The organism is Micromonospora sp. LOL_015 (assembly GCF_048060275.1).
GTDB lineage: Bacteria > Actinomycetota > Actinomycetes > Mycobacteriales > Micromonosporaceae > Micromonospora_E.
Map to the genome: position 1 here is coordinate 149,823 of NZ_JBHMIO010000008.1, position 17,954 is coordinate 167,776.

The window sequence follows — 17,954 nt, forward strand, 5'->3', positions numbered from 1 at the left end:
GACGCGTACCGCATCGATCACCGATTCATCCAGGCTATGTGAGGTAGGTTAGCCATGTCTTCGCACCGTGAAGCGCCGGAGATATCCAAGGACCCGGTTGCCGACAGCACCGACCTTTACGCGTTCGTGAGTCCGGACCGCCCCGACACGGTGACTCTCATCGCCAACTATCTGCCTTTACAGGTGCCGTCGGGCGGGCCGAACTTCTTCGAGTTCGGCGATGACGTGCTCTACGAGATCCACGTGGACAACAACGGCGACGGTCATCCGGACATCACCTACCAGTTCCGGTTCCACACGGAGATCACCAACGAGAACACTTTTCTCTACAACACCGGACCGATCGAGGCGCTGGACAGCGAGAACTGGAACCGGCGCCAGTTCTACAGTGTTACCAAGGTGGACGCGCACGGCAAGGCGCAGTTGCTGGCCCGTAATGTGCCCTGCCCGCCGTGCAACATCGGTCCGCTGTCCACCCCCGACTACGTGGGGCTGGCCAATGACGCCACGTTCCAGCTCAAGAGCGGTGAACGGGTCTTCGCCGGGCAGCGGGCCGAGGGGTTCTTCGTTGACCTGGGTGCCATCTTCGACCTGGGTAACCTGCGGCCCTTCCAGCAGCTGCACGTGGTCGGCAAGGACATCTTCAACGTGGCGGACGAGCCGGTGAACGCCACCGACCGGCTGAACGTCTCCAGCATCGCGCTGCAGGTCCCGATCACCGACCTGGTCAGTGGCGGCGGCCAGTACGGCGTGAACGACCAGCGTTCGGTGATCGGGGTCTGGACCTCGGCCGGGCGTCAGCAGGTACGGATGCTGGGCAATGCCAAGGCTGCTGACGTCAACGTCGGACCGACGGTTCAGGTGTCGCGACTCGGTAATCCGCTGTTCAACGAGGTCATTGTGCCGATGGCGCAGAAGGACCTGTGGAACACCTTGCCCCCGGCGGAGGACAAGCGCTTCGCGGGCCTGGTGGAGAAGCCCGAACTGGCGCAGCTGCTGCCGGTGCTCTACCCGGACGTCTTCCCCAACCTGGCCGAGCTCAACGAGTCCGGCGTGGCCCGAGCCGATCTGGTGGCGATCCTACTGACCGGGATTCCGGCCGGGCTGATCGACGGCTTCCAGAACAACACCGGCGATCTGCAGGCGGACATGCTGCGGCTGAACACCGCGATCCCCCCGGCGGACCAGCCGAATCGGTTCGGTCTGCTCGGCGGCGACCTGGCCGGCTTCCCGAACGGCCGACGGACGACCGACGACGTGGTCACCATTTCGCTGCGGGCTATCGCCGGATTGACGTTCCCGCTGATTGACAACAACTTCACCCCGGACGACGCGGCCGGCGCGGTGACTCATGGGCTGAGCGCTGCCGACGTGACCGCCCCGTTCCTGAACCAGTTCCCGTACCTCGGCGTGCCGTACGACGGGTTCAACAACCCGTCCTGACCGGCCCGTCCGTCCCGTCCGGGCCGGCCCCGGCAGATCCAAAGAAGGTGGGGAGCATGCACGAGCACAGTCTGGCCCCGTCGGAGACCGGCGGCGTCGTCCTCGACATCGGCGGCGATATGGGTGCCCTGATCATCTACACCGGACAGGAGTTCCACGGCCGGGAGATCGAGATCAGCCCGACCGCCGGTCCGGACCAGCCGGATCCGGCCCCGCGTACCCATGCGGCGGTCCGGGAGCGGCAGGTACGCGACGGAGTCTTTTTCAGCGCCGTCTACACCGATCTGCCGGCGGGTTCCTACACCGTGTGGCGCTTCGACGAGGTGCCCGCCGGTCAGGTGACGATCACCGGCGGGGCGGTGACCGAGTTCGTCTGGCCGCAGCACGCCACCGCTGGGCGGCTGATCCCCAAGGCAGGGTGACGGGACTCCCGCACGACAGTGTGACGAGATCGATGCACTAGGCGCGATCGGCTTCCGGGCCGTAGGCGTGACGGACCCTGGGGAGGAAAGTAGGGCAAGTGAGGTAGACCGGTCGTCCGACCGGACATCGAGCCGGTGCCGCGTGAGCGGCACCGGCTCGATGTCGTCTGCGGACAGCGTCGTCGCCGCTGGGATTCGCCGGTCAGGCCGGGCAGGGTGGTGCGACTCGCCGGTCCCGCGTTACCCGGTGGGGGTCTGAATCGATAGGGCAGGTTGCGGGCCGGATGACAACGGGGAGGGCGGGTGACCGGTGCGCGACGGCAAGCCCATTTACCAGGTTCGTCTTGACGACGCACGCATTACACGCGTGTAATTTCAACGGGGTCGCTCGGACGGGCTGCATCAAAACCGGATCGTACGGGCAAGATGGACACGCCTTCCGCGTGGGGGGTTGCGCCGGCCGGGTGGGGCGGCGCGCGAAAGGAGGCACGCGTATGGATGGTCGGCTGGAGGTCGCGGACCTGCTCGGTAACGCCCCGGAGTGGCAGGAGCGGGCGCTGTGCTCGCAGACCGATCCGGAGGCGTTCTTCCCGGAGAAGGGCGGATCCACCCGCGAGGCCAAGCGGATCTGCTCTCGCTGCGAGGTGAAGTCCGAGTGCCTGGAGTACGCACTCGGTCACGACGAGCGGTTCGGCATCTGGGGCGGACTGTCCGAGCGGGAACGACGCAAGCTCAAGCGCAGGGTCGCCTGACCTGCCGCTGTCGACCCGGACGAGTTGCCAACTCAGGCCAGCTCGTCCGGGTCGACGCCGAGCAGATTCGCCACCTGCTCGATGATCACGTCGTGCACCAGGTCGGCGAGATCCTCCCGGTTCAACGCCCGGAACTCCAGCGGACGCCGGTAGAGCACGATCCGCGGCGGCATCTCCTGACGCCCCGGCCGGCCGGGCAGCAGCCGGGCCAGCGGCACCTCACCGTCCTCCAGCACGTCGGAGTCGTACACGTTCAGATCAGGTGGGACGTCCTCGACGGCGAATTCGACGCCGGCCAGCTCCTTCGCGAAGCGCCGCTCCAGCGTCTCGACCGTGTCCAGGACCAGCTCGTCGAAGACCTCGGCCTTGGTCCGGGCCAACGGCACCGTCGCCGGCACCAGCCGACCGCGCAGCCCGCGCCCGTGCCGGTCCCGGCGATCCCGACGCGCCCGGCGAGGTGTCTGCGCGCTGCCGGGCACGGGGATGGTCACTGGGATCCTCCGGTCACCTGCCCAGCGTAGTCCGGATCGGCCCTTTCCGGGCGTGCGGATCAGGAGTCCCGGCGTGTCGCGTCGGCAAACTGGTAGTCGAGCCGGTATTAGAGATAACGTGCCGCCGTGAGGTCACCACGGCGCTGCTCCCGTAACGGCTGCCCCCGCCAGGCCGTCGCCACGTTGACCTATGTCTACAACGAGTCGACCGCGGTGGTCGGCCCGCTCGCCGCGTTCGCCGAACCGCACACCTACGACCTCTGCGAGCAGCACGCCCGTAGCCTGACCGCGCCCCGTGGCTGGCAGGTCGTCCGGCACGAGGGTGAGTTCGACCCGCCCCCACCGACCACCGACGATCTGGTGGCGCTCGCCGAGGCGGTCCGGGAGGCGGCCCGCCCGGCCCCGCCACCGCGACCGGGCGACCCGGAGGCCGTCGACATCGACATCAACCCGTCGACCGGCCGCCGTGGCCACCTCCGGGTGATCCCGCCGGCCTGACCTCGGGCGATCCGCCCCCGACCCCGCCGAGCCGACCGAGGATCAGGTCGGCGACGGTACGGCCGGCCAGGTTGGCGGTGCCCACCCCGTCGCCGAGCACCGGGAACATGCCGTAGAAGTACCCGTCGCCCCGGATGTCCCCGACGATCGGCAGGTCGTACAGCTTTTCCAGAGTGCCCCGGAAAGCGCTTTCGTTGGCCCGTACGTGCCCGGTCAGCTCCTCCCGGGCGAAGATCTCCAGGTTGGCCAGCGCCACCGCGCAGGAGACCGGATGTCCGCCGAGGGTGATCCCGTGACCGAACGACTCGGTGCCGTGCAGGAACGGTTCGATCAGTCGGTCCGACGCGACCATCGCGCCGAGCGGGGAGTAGCCGGAGGTCAGCGCCTTGGCAGCGGTGATGATGTCCGGCTGGTAGCCGTACCGCTGGGTGCCGAAGTACTCGCCGAGCCGGCCCCACGAGCAGATCACCTCGTCGGAGACGAGCAGCACGTCGTACGCGTCGCAGATCTCACGTACCCGCTCGAAGTAACCCGGCGGCGGGAAACAGCCGCCGGCGTTCTGCACCGGCTCCAGAAAGACGGCGGCGACCCACCGCAGCGCCGGCACCTGACGGCGGTGGCGCTCGGCATGGACCCCGTCTAGCTGCAACGCCGCTCGGTTAAGCCGTTGCGGCGGCGGTCAATGGTGTGTCGGTCGGACATGGGAAAGCGGAGTTCCCTGTAACGAGGTGGGTCACTCCAAGACGCCTCGAGACCAGGATCTCCGCTTTGGTCGATCCGCGCCAATGTCGGTCCACTGTCGAACTTTGGTCCGTCGGTCTGGGACGTTCTTGCGGCCAGTCAACTCCCGTGTACCGGTGTTACGCATCGGATAATCCATGTAGGCGCTGGTGCGGCCGGGACCTGCGTGATCAAATCGAAGCTCGATGCGGTGACGCCGGCCGACCTGATTGAGGAGAGCTAGGCTGAAAACGACAACATCTGGTGGGTTGAATCCACACAACAGTCGCACGGTTCCTTCGACGGTCTGTCGGCGTGCCTGCGCCACTTGGGGATTGCGGCGGAATCTTGTTATTGCGGTCTCGAACGCGGCCCGGGTGGCCGGGTCGTTGTACAGCGCCAGCCAGTCGTACTTCTGCGCCTCGGTGGTCATCGCCCGCTGCAACGGGTGGCCGATGTAGAACCGCAGCATCTCCAGCCAGCGATCAGTGATCTGTCCGTCGCCGTCGACCATCGGCTGGAACTTCAACCCGATCTCCTCGTGGAACTCCCGCAGCATCCCGCCCTCGTCTTCGCACGAGGTGTCCAGGTGGAACGTCAACCCGCCGGAGACGGTCAGCTCCTGGTTGTCCTTGGAGACCACGATGAACGGTGGGGACTCGGAGCCCTCGCTGCCGGTGAAATCGAAGGTACGCTGACCGGCCGGGTAGACGTAGTACTTCTCGCCCGGCCCGTACCCCAGGTATCGGCTGCCGGTGCGGCCGGCTTGCGGCCGCACCGTGCCGTCCTGGGCGGGCTAGAAGCAGTACGGGACTGTGATCGAGGTGAAGTACGCGGTGGATTCGCCCGTCAGATACTTGTAGTTGCCATCTGGGCACCGGAAGTGGTAGCCGATGCCGACCTCGGTGGCGTGGCTGCTGTCCGAATAGTAGTAGTAAATGACGGTGTGGTAGTCGGGCGGGGCGCTTTGCGCCGGAGTGGCCGTCAGCGCGAGGCTGGTAGCCACCGCTAGTAGTGTTCCCGCCAAGGCACTGCGAAGATACTTGAGCACGGCTGGCGCCTTTCTGTTCAGCTACCATCGGTAGCTGAACAGTAGCAACAAGTTGTGACCCCTGTGGACCCCGGTGAACAATCGACATATGTTGCACCGGTACCCGTCACGGTCTTGTCGGTGGCAGTGCTGAGACGCGTCAGGCCGTACCCCCGGCCCGCACCCTTCCGGTCCTTCGGACCGGCACCACTCCAGGAGCCGTCCATGCGCAGTCGCCTCCGCCCCCCACCGTCCGCGCCGGCCGCCGCACTGCTCGCGGCCCTCGGCATGCGCCGTACCCTCACCCGGCGAGCCCTGGTACGCGGCGCCGCCACCTCCGGTGGGCTGCTGCTCGCCGGCGGCGCGTTCGCCGCATGTGGCACCCCGGCCGCCCAGCAGACCGAGGAGAGCTGCGTCAGCGAGGACCTGTCCGACAGCGAACAGGTGATCAACTTCTCGAACTGGCCGCAGTACATCGACGTCGACGCCGACGACGAGAGCCGCCGACCCACCCTGGAGGCGTTCCAGCAGACCTCCGGCATCACGGTCACGTACTCCGAGGACATCAACGACAACAACGAGTTCTTCGGCAAGGTGCAGAACCAGCTGTCGGCGTGCCAGCCCACCGGACGCGACATCATGGTGCTCACCGACTGGCTGGCCGCCCGCATGATCCGGCTCGGCTGGGTGCAGTCCCTCGACAAGGCGAACCTGCCCAACGTCACGGCCAACCTGCTGCCGTCGCTGAGGGCCCGCCCGTTCGACCCGGATGACTCGTACGCCGTACCGTGGCAGTCCGGACTGACCGGCATCGCCTACAACGGCACCGTCACCAGCGAGGTCCGCACCATCGACGAGCTGCTCACCCGGGCCGACCTCAAGGGCCGGGTAACCGCGTTGACCGAGATGCGCGACACCATGGGTCTGCTGCTGCAGTCGAACGGGCACGACCCGGCCGACTTCACCGATGCCCAGTTCGACGACGCTCTGGAGAAGCTGCACCAAGCGGTCGCCGACGGGCAGATCCGCCGGTTCACCGGCAACGACTACGCCGCCGACCTGGCCCGGGGCGACGTCGCCGCCTGCATCGGCTGGTCCGGCGACGTGATCCAGCTGGCCGCCGAGGACCCGAACATCGTCTTCCAGGCACCGGAGTCCGGGCTGATCCTGTTCTCCGACAACATTCAGGTGCCGAACCAGGCCACCCACAAGACCAACGCCGAGAAGCTGATGGACCACTACTACGACCCGGCGGTCGCCGCCGAGGTCGCCGCGTACGTCAACTTCATCTGTCCGGTTGCCGGTGCCCAGGAGGCGATGACCGCCGTCGACCCGGAGCTGGCCGCCAACCCGCTGATCTTCCCCGACGAGGCGCTGCTCGCCCGGTCGGCCGTGTTCATGGCGCTGACCGAGGAGCAGGAACGCACGTACGAGCAGAAGTTCCAGCAGGTCATCGGGGCCTGAGGCGGCAACCGATGGCAACCGACCCGACCGGCGGCGGCCCACGCCCAGCCGACCCACCCGCCGGTGACCTGCAGCTGACCGACCTGACCAAGCAGTTCGGCCCGTTCACCGCCGTGGACGGACTCGACCTGACCATCCCGCAGGGGGCGTTCTTCGCCCTGCTCGGCGCCTCCGGTTGCGGCAAGACCACCACGCTGCGGATGGTCGCCGGGCTGGAACAGCCCACCAGCGGCCGGCTGCTGCTCGGCGGGCGGGACATCACCCGGCTGCGGCCGTACCGGCGGCCGGTGAACACCGTCTTCCAGAGCTATGCGCTGTTTCCGCATCTCAGTGTGGCCGACAACGTCGCGTTCGGACTGCGGCGGCGTGGCATCCGCGACGTGCGCCCGCAGGTCGAGCAGATGCTCGCCCTGGTGCAGCTGGACGGCTTCGGCCCGCGCCGCCCACAGCAGCTCTCCGGCGGGCAGCAGCAGCGGGTCGCCCTGGCCCGTGCGTTGATCAACCACCCACAGGTGCTGCTGCTCGACGAACCGCTCGGCGCGCTCGACCTCAAACTGCGCCGACAGATGCAGGCCGAGCTGAAACGCATCCAGACCGAGGTCGGCATCACCTTCGTGTACGTCACCCACGACCAGGAGGAGGCCATGACGATGGCCGACACGGTCGCGGTGATGAACGCCGGCCGGATCGAGCAGCTCGGCCCACCCGCGCAGATGTACGAGTTCCCGGCGACCGCGTTCGTGGCGAACTTCCTCGGCCAGTCGAACCTGCTGGCCGGCGAGGCCACCGGCCGATCCGGCGACGACGTGCTGGTCACCGCGTACGGCTCGCGGTTCACCGTGCCCGCGGCCCGGTCCCGGTCCGTCGACGGTCCGGTCCATCTGGGGGTACGCCCGGAAAAGCTCGCCCTGACCCGGGACGCCGACGGCGTACCGGCCGGGGCGCAGTCGGTCACCGGCGTGGTCACCGAGCTGGCGTACCTCGGGGTCAGCACCCAGTACCAGGTGCGTACCGGCTGGGGCACCGAGCTGAGCGTGTTCAGCCCGAACAGCGGGGACGGAGCTCTGCTGCCGGTCGGTGCCGACGTGGTCGCCTACTGGCAGCCGGCGCACGCCTTCCTGCTGGCCCGCGAGCCGGGCGCCGGCGGCCAGACCGCCCCGCTGCTCGACGACGCCGTACCTGCGTCATGAGCATCCTGGCCCACGTCGGCGGGGGAGCGGGAAAGCCCCCCGCCCCGGTGCCGGCCGCCCGGCGGCGCAGCCGGCTGCTGCCGTACCTGCTGCTGTTGCCGGGCGGGGCGTGGCTGACCCTGTTCTTTGCGGCGCCGGCGGTGCAGCTCGCCGCGACCAGCCTGTACGACCCGACCGGTTCGCTGGCCACCGGGTACGCGATGACCTGGTCGTTCGGCAACTACCCGGACGCGCTGTCGGCGTACTGGACGCAGTTCGGTCGCGGCTTCCTCTTCGCCGGCATCGCCACCGTGATCGCGGTGCTGCTCGGCTACCCACTGGCGTACGCGATCGCCCGGCGGGCCGGCCGGTGGAAGAACCTGATGCTGATCTGCGTCGTCGCCCCGATGTTCACCAGTTTCCTGGTACGTACCCTGGCCTGGAAGACGATCCTGTCGGAGAACGGCTGGCTGGTCGGCGTACTGCGGGATCTGCACCTGCTCGCGCCGGACGGCCGCCTGCTGTTCACCCCGGTCGCGGTGGTGCTCGGGCTGACGTACAACTTCCTGCCGTTCATGGTGCTGCCGCTGTACGCGAGCCTGGACCGGCTCGATTCCCGGCTGCTGGAGGCGGCCAGCGACCTGTACGCGAGCCCGGCGCGGGCCTTCTGGCGGGTGACCCTGCCGTTGTCGGCGCCCGGCCTGGTCGCCGGTACCCTGCTGACCTTCATCCCGGCCTCCGGTGACTACATCAACGCCCGGCTGCTCGGCACCCCCAACGAGTACATGATCGGCAACGTGATCGACTCGGCGTTCCTGGTGCGGCTGGACTATCCGCAGGCGGCGGCGCTGTCGTTCCTGCTGATGGCGGCGATCCTGATCATCGTGTCGGTCTACGTCCGGCGCACCGGCACCGAGGAGGTGCTGTGACGGGCCCGGGTACGACGGGGACCGGCGTCCGACTGGCCCGGTGGCTGGTCGACCGCTGGGTGTTCGGCGTGGGTCTGCTGGTGCTCGGCTACCTGCTGCTGCCGGTCGCGGTGGTCGCCGGGTTGTCGTTCAACCGGCCGTCCAGCCGGCTGTCCTACGACTTCAACGAGTTCACGTTGGACAACTGGCGGCAGCCGTGCGCCAGCGCCGAGATGTGCGACGCGGTGCTGCGCAGCGTGCAGATCGGGTTCCTGGCCACCGCCGGGGCGACGGTCCTCGGCACGCTGATGGCGTTCGCGCTGGTCCGGCACCGGTTCCGCGGCCGCTCCGCAGTCAACCTGCTGATCTTCCTGCCGATGGCCACGCCGGAGCTGGTGATGGGTTCGTCGCTGCTGACCCTGTTCGTGGCCGGGGCGGTGCCGCTGGGCTTCTGGACCGTGGTGACCGCCCACGTGATGTTCTGCCTGAGTTTCGTCGTGGTCACCGTGAAGGCGCGGCTGGCCGGCATGGACACCCGCCTGGAGGAGGCGGCGATGGACCTGTACGCCTCCGAATGGCAGACGTTCCGCCTGGTCACCCTGCCGCTGGTGCTGCCCGGCATCGTGGCCGCCGCGCTGCTGGCCTTCTCGCTGTCGTTCGACGACTTCATCGTGACGGACTTCAACTCCGGCACCACGGTGACCTTCCCGATGTACGTCTGGGGCGCCGCCCAGCGTGGCATCCCGCCGCAGGTCAACGTGATCGGCACGGCGATGTTCGCGGTGGCGCTGCTGCTGGTGGTGCTCGGCGGTGCGGTCAGCCGCCGGCGGGGCCAGGTCAGTGCTCGATCGCGTGCGTGACGTGCTTGAGCCGGGTGTAGTCCTCCAGCCCGCTGGTGACGACGCGGGTGCCGCTGCCCTGCTGCCGGCCGAGCGGGTCTATCCGTTGCCGGCCGGGGTTGCGGCGTCATCGGCGCCGACCTGACACCGGCGACGACCTGCTGATACCGCAGGACGGGAATCGAGCGGCGGCTCCGGAGCCGGCGAATTCAGTCGGTCGACCGTCGCAATATCGAAGCGATGCAGGTCGGAGGTCGTCATGCGGCGGTGGCTCGCCAGTCGCGTCCCAATCCCGTTGTCAGGCGCAGGTAGCGGTTAAGGTGTCGAGAGAAGAAGAAGATGTGGTCTGCCTCATGCCTTTTCAAGCACGATGAAGTGGTACTCCAGCCAACGCCGCGACAATCCAATTTGCAGCGCCGACCCGCCAATCATGTTGGCCCAAAAGGGGATCTCAACAAGGCGGTTGCGAAGCCGTGGAACTGCGGCTGTGGCGCCGACAGCCATCTTGACCACGCGGTCGCGTGGCCGCCCGAGACGCAAATATGCAGTAAGATCTAGGTCTTCGACCAGGTGTAAGCCGGCGCGTCCGGACATGGCTACCAACTCCGCCACAGTATGCAAACTTCCGATACGCCACCCGGCGCGGAACTGGTCGAGACAGAGTTCACGAGCGGCGAGCCCACGATCCTTGTCGGTCATCCAGTCGTCGCACAAGATAAGGCGACCTCCAGGGCGCAGCCGCTCAGCCAGGGACGGGAGTAGGCTCTCCAGCGACGGCGAGTGGACGACTGCCTCAACGGCGACCATGGCGTCGTAGTGTGGTTCTGCGGGCAGTTCGGCAAAATCGGCACAGAATACGTGACAGCGGTCGCTCAGTCCTTCGCGGGCGAACCGTTTCGCTGCGATCTCGGCCTGCACTCGGCTGATGGTCACGCCAGAAATGATCCCGTCCACCTCGCGGGCCAAGCGCACCATCGTCCCACCGACGCCACAGCCAAGGTCAAGCACCCTTGCGTTCGCCGAAGGAGCCTGCCCGCGCAAGCGCTCGATCATTAGGCGGTTTACGGTGTCCACAGCCTGAGTCGCATTCGTGACATCCGGCGTCCATACCCCACGGTGTATTGCGTCACTGCCTGGGCTCTCGGCAACCAAAAGGAACCGACGCGTGTTGTCGTCGTAGTAGTCGGCGACGCGATCAACGTGACCAAGTCCAGACGCTGCACGCTCCGATGTCGAGCTCATCGACGCAGGTTATCACAGGCCAGTTGCTGGATCTTGTCGCCGGAGTTCAGCACCTCGTCGAGCGCCTGTGCGGTGTCCTCCTTCGGCACCAGCCGACCGGTCTCGAAGCTGGCTATCGGGGACTTCGACACCCGCAGCGCCTTTGCCAGCTGCGTCTGGTTCATGCGCCGGGTCAGTCGGAGCCGTCGAAGCTCTGTCGTGAGTTCACTCATGATTATCACCTCGAATGCCCAGACGTGGTAGCGGGTTCAACGAAGTCCATCTTCTAACGACACTGACTGATAGTCCAGCGTGGAAGTAGACCACCGGTTGGATTGCCGTGGATGCTGGAATCGGAGCGCTTCTCGCAGCAGCGCTTTTGATCAAGGAGTGGGGGCGAGCAGCTCGTCGATCTGGTTGATCGCCGAGGTGGAGCCCTCCACCACGCCCATGTCCAGCACCTGTTGCAGCGCCTCGGCGGACTCATATCTGCTGACGTAGGTCGCCCGGGTGCCGCCGTTGTGCTCGGCGAAGGTGTAGGTGTTGCGGGAGGCCGGCAACTCCGACAGTGGCTTGAAGTCCAGGTCCGCGAAGCCGTCGTCGAAGGAAAAGCTCGTCGGCTCGTCCACGGCGGTAAGCAGCCAGTACCCGGCATGCTTGTCGCCCTGCGGGCCGGTCATGAAGTAGGTCATGCGTCCGCCGGGCGTGAGGTCGTGGTCGACCACGGTCGCCGGGTACGTCGGCGGTCCCCACACCTTCTCCAGTTGGCGAGGGTCGGCGTAGACCTGCCAGACCCGCGCCACCGGAGCGGCGAAGTCCGCCGTGATGGTCAGGGTCAGGTTGTCAAGGTCCTGCTGGACGTCGGTCACGGGCATTGTTCGGTCCTTCCGTCGGAATCGTTGACTACCCATCCGGATCAGCTGCAATCAGCGCGTCGATGCGTGCGATGCGGCCACGCCAGATGTGTTCGAGCTCGGCGAGCATGGCTGCCACCGAACGCACCGCCTGCACGTCGCCGCTGGCCAGTTGCTCGCGACCACTGCGTCGCTTGGTCAGCAGACCAGCCTTCTCCAGCACGGTGACGTGTTTCTGTACGGCGGCGAAGCTCATGTCGTACTTGGCGGCGAGGGTGGAGACGGAGTGCTCCCCGGCCAGCACCCGGCGCAGGATGTCGCGCCGGGTGCGGTCGGCGAGCGCGTGGAACATGGCGTCCGTCCGGTCCGCACTCTCCTCGATCACGGGACCAATATACAACCGATCGGTTGTACGTTGTCAAGGCCATCGAGCGCCTTGGTCACTGGCCTAGGCTGGCCGGATGGATCACCCCGACCCGACCCCGCGTACGCCGTTCTGGCTGGCCGGCGAGCCGGCGCACGGTGAAACACCGTTCGATGTGCATCACCCGTACGACGGTCGGCTCGTCGGACAAACCAGCTGCGCCACGCCCGACCAGGTCGAACAGGCGGTCGCCGCCGCGCACCGGGTCGCGCCGCAGGCCGCCGCGCTGCCCGCGTACCGCCGGGCGGCCGCGCTGGACCACATCAGTGCCCGGCTCGCGCAGCGGGCCGACGAGATCGCCCGGCTGATCACCGCCGAGAACGGCAAACCGGTCAAGTGGGCGCGCGCCGAGGTGGCCCGCGCCGTCTCCACGTTCCGCTGGGCGGCGGAGGAGGCCCGCCGGTTCTCCGGCGACCTGCAGCGCCTGGACACCGACCCGGCCGCCGCCGGCCGAATGGCGGTGGTCCGCCGGGTGCCGCGCGGGCCGGTGCTGGGCATCTCGCCGTTCAATTTTCCGCTGAACCTGGTGGCGCACAAGGTCGCCCCGGCGATCGCGGTCGGCGCCCCGATCATCGTCAAGCCGGCCCCGGCGACCCCGCTGACCGCGCTGCTGCTCGGCGAACTGATCGCCGAGGTCACCGAGCCGGCCGATCCGGCCGCCGCGCCGGGCAGTGGATCAGGCACCGGGCTGCCCGCCGGCATGGTCTCGGTCCTGCCGGTGCCGAACGACAGGGCCGGCGACCTGGTCGCGGACCCACGCCTGCCGGTGGTGTCGTTCACCGGCTCCGGACCGGTCGGCGCGCTGATCCGTCGCTCAGTGCCGGACAAGCACGTCACTTTGGAGCTGGGCGGTAACGCCGCCGCGGTGATCTGCGAGGACTGGACCGGCGACGAGGAGCTGACCCGGGCGGCACAGCGGATCGCCACCTTCGCCAACTACCAGGCCGGGCAGAGCTGCATCGCGGTGCAACGGGTGTACGTGCACGAATGGCTCTACGACGGCTTCCTGCCCCGGCTCGTCGCCGCCGTACAGGCGCTGCGGGCCGGTGACCCGGCCGACGAGGCGACCGACGTCGGGCCGCTGATCAACGAGGACGCCGCGATACGCGTCGAGTCCTGGGTGGACGAGGCGGTGGCCGCCGGGGCGACGATCGAGGTCGGCGGCCGGCGCGACGGCGCGACGTACCCACCGACGGTGCTGACCGGGGTGCCGGCCGGCGCGAAGGTGCTCACCGAGGAGGTCTTCGGCCCGGTGCTCGTCGTGGACCGGGTGGAGAACGACGAGGCCGGCTTCGCGGCGGTCAATGACTCGGCGTACGGGCTGCAGGCCGGCGTGTTCACCCACAACCTGCAGACCGCGTTCACCGCGCACCGCGTCCTGCAGGTCGGCGGGGTGATCGTCGGTGACGTACCGTCGTACCGGGCCGACCAGATGCCGTACGGCGGGGTCAAGGGCAGCGGCGTCGGCCGCGAAGGGGTCCGCAGCGCGATGGACGACTACACCGAGCCCCGGGTGATGGTACTCACCGGACTCGACCTCTGACCTGTCACCTCGCAGGTTAGGCGACGGCCAGCAGGTCGGCACCGATCAGCGGTGCCCAGAACCGACTCGCCGACTCGATGTCGTTGCACCAGGTCATTCCGTCGCGGCTGCCGTCGCTGTGCACGATCAGCACCTTGCCGTCCGGCATGGCGAACGCCCAGCCGACGACGTCGTCGACCGCTCCGCCGGTGTCGACCGCTTCGTCCGTGTCGGGCAACTCGTCGTAGTCGTCGTCGAAGCGGCACAGGGCGAACACCTTCGGCGCCCGGTCAAGCAGGACCGCCTCCAGTCGGATCGCGGTGGTTGCCGTGCGGGTCTGGTCGCTCACAGTCGTCCTCGATTCGGTACGCAGTGACGTGTGGTGATGTCATCGTGTTCCGTGGTCACCAGTCATGCAAGTGCATCGAGTAGCACTATCTGAACTACTGGTAGCTGACTTCGTGCTTCCGGTAAGCGAGACTGGCATCCATGCATCAATGTTCAGGAGGTGTCTGATGGTCGTCGGATCGCCGCCGACGGTGCGACGCCGGCAGCTCGGTCGCGAGCTGCGCGCCCTGCGGGAGACATCCGGCCTGCTCGCCGAGCAGGTCGCCACCGAGTTGCGCTGCTCGACCGCCCGGATCAGCCGGATCGAGACGGCCCGGGTCAGGATCTCGCCCGGCACCGTCCACGAGCTGCTCGATGTCTACGGCATCGAGGGCCCCGAGCGGCAGCGGCTGGTCGCCCTGGCCCGCCAGGCGCAGGAGACCGGCTGGTGGCAGGAGTACAGCGAACGTCTCACCTGGGAATACTCCACGCTGATCGCGCTGGAGAACGACGCCGCCGAGCTGCGCTGGTTCGAGCCGTCCGTGCTGCCCGGCTTGGTGCAGACCGAGGAGTACGCCCGGACGGTCATCCGCAAGACTCTGCCCGGCCACAGCGCCGAGACCATCGAGGAGAAGGTCGGCGTCCGGATGGCCCGGCAGCGGGTGCTGACCCGCGACACCGACCCGGTGCGGCTCTGGGCGGTCCTCGACGAGGCGGTGCTGCGCCGGTTGGTCGGTGGGCCGGAGTTGATGCGCCGGCAGCTGCGTCACCTGGTCGAGCTGTCCACTTTGTCGACCGTACGGCTGCAGGTCCTGCCGTTCGCACGTGGTGCCTCAGCCTGCATCACCGGGCCGTTCACCGTGCTGACCTTCCCGGAGACCGCCGACGCCGACGTGGCCTACGTCGAGAACGAGGCCGGCGACCTCTACGTGGAGAAGCCGGCCGGCGTCGCCCGGTATAACCTGGTCTTCGACGACCTGCGGGCGGATGCGCTCGGCTGCGACGACTCCCGGGCGTTCATCGCCGAGGTCGCCGACGGGCTGATCTGACGCGTCGCTGACAAGGAGCACCGCATGTCCACAGCAGATTTCACCGGGGCGGGCTGGCGCAAGAGCAGCTACAGCGGCGGCAACGGCAGCTGCGTCGAGGTCGCCGTCGTCGGCGGGACCGTCGGCGTACGGGACTCCAAGGACCCGGCCAGCCCGGTGCTCGCCTTCACCGCTACGGACTTCGGGCGGTTCGTCGCCGATGTCCGGGGCGGCGCGCTGCGCGGTCCGGCCGCGTAGCCGGAGCGCGGTAGCCTGTCGCGCGGTGGCGTCCGAAGCGCGGGTGCCGGCGACGTGGGAGGCGAGGCGGAGATGTCGGTACGGCGTGGCGCGGCTCGACTGGCGACGGTGCTCGCACTGACCGTCGGCACAGCGGCACTCGCCGCGGCCCCCGCGTACGGTCAGGACGAGCGGGTGCGGATTGATCTGCCGAGCAAGTTCGCGGTCGGCGAGAAGGCCGGTGAGGTGACCGTGAAGGTGACCAAACGCACCGACGGGTGCGTGGCGGTGCGTACCGCGCTGGCGATCCGGCTGCCCGGCGTCACCCCCGACCAGGTCGGCGTGCAGGCCCGCATCGACGACGACTGGGTGACCGTGCCGCTGTGGGACAACGGCGACGGGCTGCTGCTGACCGAGCACACCGCGCCGGAGGAGGACGAACTGTGCAAGGGCAAGAGCCGCTCGGTCCGCTACCGGATGGCGTTCCGGGCCGGTGCGCCCGCCGGAGTCGCGCACATCGTCGGTGAGGCGTACACGGCCGGTGGGGTCCTGCTCGGCCGGGAAGCCGGGGCCAAACAGGTCGGCGGCCGGCTCGCCGGCACCTACCAGCCGGGTCCGCCGACCCCGTCGCCGACCCCGTCGCCAAGTGCGGAACCGACCCCGGAACCGACGGTCGACGGCGCGACCGCCGAGCCGAGCGACGCGCCGGCCGTACTGTCGGACCAGGATCTGCTCGCCGCGGCCGGTACCGCCGGTGGGCCGGGCGGTGACGACGGTTCCGATGTCGGCACCGGTGTGATGGCCGCCGGGGTCGGCATGGTCGCTGTCGGCATCGCCCTGCTGGTGCTGCTGATCCGCAGGCTGCGCCCGGCCCGGTCGGCCCCCGTCGGTACGGGTGGTCCCGGTGGGAGCGCTGGGGACGGTGGGGCGACCATGCTGTTGCCCCGGATCCGGCGCTGACCAGCGGCTGGGCGCTCGCGGCAGCGGCGTACCCGGCCGGAGGGTGAACATCGTACGGCCGGAGGATGGACCGTCAGCCTTGACCGAAGGCGTTGCGCACCGCTCCGTTACCCTCACTCGTGTTGGCATCGGCACGGCTGAGGAGCGAGACCTTGTCTGACTTGTCCAAAATCGTCAAGGCCTACGACGTCCGTGGCACCACTCCAGACCAGCTGAACGAGACCGTGGCCCGGGCCATCGGCACCGCGTTCGTGCAGGTCCTGGCCGAGCGCGGCGACAAGGCCGACCGGATCGTCATCGCCCACGACATGCGTGAGTCGTCGCCGCCGCTGGCCGACGCGTTCGCCGCCGGGGCCACCGCCGCCGGGGCCGAGGTGCTGCACGCCGGGCTGGCCTCCACCGACCTGCTCTACTACGCCTCCGGCGCGCTGGAGTTGCCCGGTGCGATGTTCACCGCCAGCCACAACCCGGCCCAGTACAACGGCATCAAGATGTGCCGGGCCGGTGCCGCGCCGATCGGCCAGGACTCCGGGCTGACCGACATCCGGGACCGGGCCCAGGCGTTGATCGACAGCGGCGAGGTGCCGTCCGGCGGAGACCAGGTCGAGCGGCGTGAACTGCTCGCCGACTACGCCGCGCATCTGCGTACCCTGGTCGACCTGTCCGCGATCCGGCCGCTCAAGGTGGTCGTCGACGCCGGTAACGGGATGGGCGGCTACACGGTGCCGGCGGTGCTCGGTGACACGGTGCTGCCGGCCCTGCCGCTGGAGATCCTGCCGATGTACTTCGAGCTGGACGGCTCGTTCCCGAACCACGAGGCGAATCCGCTCAACCCGGAGAACATCGTCGACCTGCAGAAGGCGGTCCGGGAGCACAACGCCGACCTGGGGCTGGCGTTCGACGGCGACGCCGACCGCTGCTTCGTCGTCGACGAGCGTGGCGAGCCGGTCTCGCCGTCGGCGATCACCGCCCTGGTCGCCACCCGGGAGCTGGCCAAACACCCCGGCGAGACGGTCATCCACAACCTGATCACCTCCAGCGCGGTGCCGGAGATCGTCCGGGAGAACGGCGGCGAGCCGGTGCGCTCCCGGGTCGGCCACTCGTTCATCAAGGCCGAGATGGCCCGGACCAACGCGGTCTTCGGCGGTGAGCACTCGGCGCACTACTACTTCCGGGACTTCTGGTTCGCCGACACCGGAATGCTGGCCGCGATGCACATGCTGGCTGCGCTCGGCGAGCAGGACAAGCCGCTGTCCGAGCTGGCCCACGAGTTCGAGCGGTACGTCGCCTCCGGTGAGATCAACTCGACGGTCACCGATCAGCAGGCCAAGCTTGCCGAGATCAAGGCGGCGTACGCCGACGCCGACGCCGACGAGCTGGACGGCCTGACCGTCCGCTTCGACGACGGTGCCTGGATCAACATCCGTGCCTCGAACACCGAGCCGTTGCTGCGGCTCAACGTGGAGGCACCGACCGTCGAGCGGATGGCCGAACTGCGCGACGGGGTGCTCGCGCTGGTTCGCGGCTAGGGCGTGTATCAAAGTCGGTCACAGCCACTCGTTGATCGCCGCGACCTGCACGGTCGCCTCGTACCGGACGGCGAGTTTGTCGTAGCGGGTCGCGACGGCACGGTTGCGCTTGAGCC

At 68.5% G+C, this 17,954-nt stretch carries 21 protein-coding genes and 2 pseudogenes; 13 read left to right on the top strand and 10 right to left on the bottom strand.

The annotated features are described in order from the left end of the window. Positions 1 to 54: 54 nt before the first annotated feature. From ACFHWU_RS10625 to ACFHWU_RS10635, 3 genes are all read left to right on the top strand, one after another. The gene (locus ACFHWU_RS10625) at positions 55 to 1,443 is read left to right on the top strand and encodes a DUF4331 domain-containing protein (RefSeq protein WP_416556058.1); all 1,389 of its coding nucleotides are present in this window, start codon (positions 55 to 57) and stop codon (positions 1,441 to 1,443) included. 56 nt (positions 1,444 to 1,499) lie between these two features. Continuing rightward, positions 1,500 to 1,865 carry a phospholipase gene (locus tag ACFHWU_RS10630; protein WP_416556060.1) on the top strand — a complete coding sequence of 122 codons (366 nt, stop codon included), beginning with the start codon at positions 1,500 to 1,502 and terminating at the stop codon, positions 1,863 to 1,865. A gap of 494 nt (positions 1,866 to 2,359) precedes the next feature. Continuing rightward, positions 2,360 to 2,617, top strand: coding sequence for a WhiB family transcriptional regulator (locus ACFHWU_RS10635; RefSeq protein WP_123605977.1), 258 nt, complete (start codon positions 2,360 to 2,362; stop codon positions 2,615 to 2,617). Between the two features lie 32 nt (positions 2,618 to 2,649). Here the strand turns inward: ACFHWU_RS10635 and ACFHWU_RS10640 are convergent, their stop codons facing one another. Then, positions 2,650 to 3,015 carry a metallopeptidase family protein gene (locus ACFHWU_RS10640; RefSeq protein WP_233606708.1) on the bottom strand — a complete coding sequence of 122 codons (366 nt, stop codon included), beginning with the start codon at positions 3,013 to 3,015 and terminating at the stop codon, positions 2,650 to 2,652. Between the two features lie 219 nt (positions 3,016 to 3,234). Between ACFHWU_RS10640 and ACFHWU_RS10645 the strand changes: the two genes are divergently transcribed. Then, entirely contained in the window at positions 3,235 to 3,606 is a 372-nt protein-coding gene (locus tag ACFHWU_RS10645; protein ID WP_416556061.1) for a DUF3499 domain-containing protein, read from the top strand. Between the two features lie 106 nt (positions 3,607 to 3,712). Here the strand turns inward: ACFHWU_RS10645 and ACFHWU_RS10650 are convergent. The 3 genes and pseudogenes from ACFHWU_RS10650 to ACFHWU_RS10660 all read right to left on the bottom strand — a co-directional run. Further along, positions 3,713 to 4,195 (bottom strand): annotated as a pseudogene (locus ACFHWU_RS10650) (aminotransferase class III-fold pyridoxal phosphate-dependent enzyme); the annotation flags it as partial. 144 nt (positions 4,196 to 4,339) lie between these two features. After that, a complete protein-coding gene (locus tag ACFHWU_RS10655) occupies positions 4,340 to 5,104 on the bottom strand; it encodes a hypothetical protein (RefSeq protein ID WP_416590402.1) in 765 nt (254 codons plus the stop codon). A gap of 18 nt (positions 5,105 to 5,122) precedes the next feature. Next, entirely contained in the window at positions 5,123 to 5,332 is a 210-nt protein-coding gene (locus ACFHWU_RS10660; protein WP_416556064.1) for a hypothetical protein, read from the bottom strand. Positions 5,333 to 5,581: 249 nt separating this feature from the next. On the opposite strand from ACFHWU_RS10660, the gene ACFHWU_RS10665 reads away from it, so the two are divergent. The 4 genes from ACFHWU_RS10665 to ACFHWU_RS10680 are packed head-to-tail and all read left to right on the top strand — an operon-like array spanning position 5,582 to position 9,757. Continuing rightward, positions 5,582 to 6,820, top strand: a complete 1,239-nt coding sequence (locus ACFHWU_RS10665) for an ABC transporter substrate-binding protein (protein WP_416590403.1) — start codon at positions 5,582 to 5,584, stop codon at positions 6,818 to 6,820. Between the two features lie 11 nt (positions 6,821 to 6,831). Then, complete coding sequence (locus ACFHWU_RS10670) at positions 6,832 to 8,010, top strand: ABC transporter ATP-binding protein (RefSeq protein ID WP_416556066.1); 1,179 nt, start codon at positions 6,832 to 6,834, stop codon at positions 8,008 to 8,010. After that, entirely contained in the window at positions 8,007 to 8,918 is a 912-nt protein-coding gene (locus ACFHWU_RS10675) for an ABC transporter permease (protein WP_416590404.1), read from the top strand. The genes ACFHWU_RS10670 and ACFHWU_RS10675 overlap by 4 nt, the downstream gene beginning before the upstream one ends. Beyond that, entirely contained in the window at positions 8,915 to 9,757 is an 843-nt protein-coding gene (locus tag ACFHWU_RS10680) for an ABC transporter permease (protein WP_416556068.1), read from the top strand. Before ACFHWU_RS10675 ends, ACFHWU_RS10680 begins: the two co-directional genes overlap by 4 nt. Before the next feature lie 330 nt (positions 9,758 to 10,087). Here ACFHWU_RS10680 and ACFHWU_RS10685 read toward each other — a convergent pair whose 3' ends face one another. From ACFHWU_RS10685 to ACFHWU_RS10700, 4 genes are all read right to left on the bottom strand, one after another. Next, on the bottom strand, positions 10,088 to 10,978 hold the full coding sequence (locus ACFHWU_RS10685) for an SAM-dependent methyltransferase (protein WP_416590405.1): 891 nt from the start codon (positions 10,976 to 10,978) through the stop codon (positions 10,088 to 10,090). Further along, positions 10,975 to 11,190 carry a helix-turn-helix domain-containing protein gene (locus ACFHWU_RS10690; RefSeq protein ID WP_416590406.1) on the bottom strand — a complete coding sequence of 72 codons (216 nt, stop codon included), beginning with the start codon at positions 11,188 to 11,190 and terminating at the stop codon, positions 10,975 to 10,977. Before ACFHWU_RS10690 ends, ACFHWU_RS10685 begins: the two co-directional genes overlap by 4 nt. Positions 11,191 to 11,340: 150 nt before the next feature. After that, positions 11,341 to 11,832: an SRPBCC family protein gene (locus ACFHWU_RS10695; RefSeq protein WP_416567460.1), complete on the bottom strand. Its 492-nt coding sequence runs from the start codon at positions 11,830 to 11,832 to the stop codon at positions 11,341 to 11,343. 28 nt (positions 11,833 to 11,860) lie between these two features. Next, a complete protein-coding gene (locus ACFHWU_RS10700) occupies positions 11,861 to 12,196 on the bottom strand; it encodes an ArsR/SmtB family transcription factor (RefSeq protein WP_416567461.1) in 336 nt (111 codons plus the stop codon). A 76-nt stretch (positions 12,197 to 12,272) separates the two neighbouring features. Here ACFHWU_RS10700 and ACFHWU_RS10705 point away from each other — a divergent pair, with 76 nt between their 5' ends. After that, complete coding sequence (locus ACFHWU_RS10705; protein ID WP_416590407.1) at positions 12,273 to 13,778, top strand: aldehyde dehydrogenase family protein; 1,506 nt, start codon at positions 12,273 to 12,275, stop codon at positions 13,776 to 13,778. 16 nt (positions 13,779 to 13,794) lie between these two features. Here the strand turns inward: ACFHWU_RS10705 and ACFHWU_RS10710 are convergent, their stop codons facing one another. Beyond that, positions 13,795 to 14,106, bottom strand: a complete 312-nt coding sequence (locus ACFHWU_RS10710; RefSeq protein WP_416556075.1) for a hypothetical protein — start codon at positions 14,104 to 14,106, stop codon at positions 13,795 to 13,797. A 166-nt stretch (positions 14,107 to 14,272) separates the two neighbouring features. On the opposite strand from ACFHWU_RS10710, the gene ACFHWU_RS10715 reads away from it, so the two are divergent. From ACFHWU_RS10715 to ACFHWU_RS10730, 4 genes are all read left to right on the top strand, one after another. Continuing rightward, the gene (locus ACFHWU_RS10715) at positions 14,273 to 15,133 is read left to right on the top strand and encodes a helix-turn-helix domain-containing protein (RefSeq protein ID WP_416556077.1); all 861 of its coding nucleotides are present in this window, start codon (positions 14,273 to 14,275) and stop codon (positions 15,131 to 15,133) included. Positions 15,134 to 15,157: 24 nt separating this feature from the next. After that, positions 15,158 to 15,370, top strand: coding sequence for a DUF397 domain-containing protein (locus tag ACFHWU_RS10720; protein ID WP_416567464.1), 213 nt, complete (start codon positions 15,158 to 15,160; stop codon positions 15,368 to 15,370). A gap of 54 nt (positions 15,371 to 15,424) precedes the next feature. After that, positions 15,425 to 16,309: a hypothetical protein gene (locus ACFHWU_RS10725; protein WP_416590408.1), complete on the top strand. Its 885-nt coding sequence runs from the start codon at positions 15,425 to 15,427 to the stop codon at positions 16,307 to 16,309. Positions 16,310 to 16,461: 152 nt separating this feature from the next. Then, complete coding sequence (locus tag ACFHWU_RS10730; protein WP_416590409.1) at positions 16,462 to 17,838, top strand: phosphomannomutase/phosphoglucomutase; 1,377 nt, start codon at positions 16,462 to 16,464, stop codon at positions 17,836 to 17,838. An 18-nt stretch (positions 17,839 to 17,856) separates the two neighbouring features. Here ACFHWU_RS10730 and ACFHWU_RS10735 read toward each other — a convergent pair. Then, a pseudogene (locus ACFHWU_RS10735) lies at positions 17,857 to 17,954 on the bottom strand (IS5/IS1182 family transposase); the annotation flags it as partial.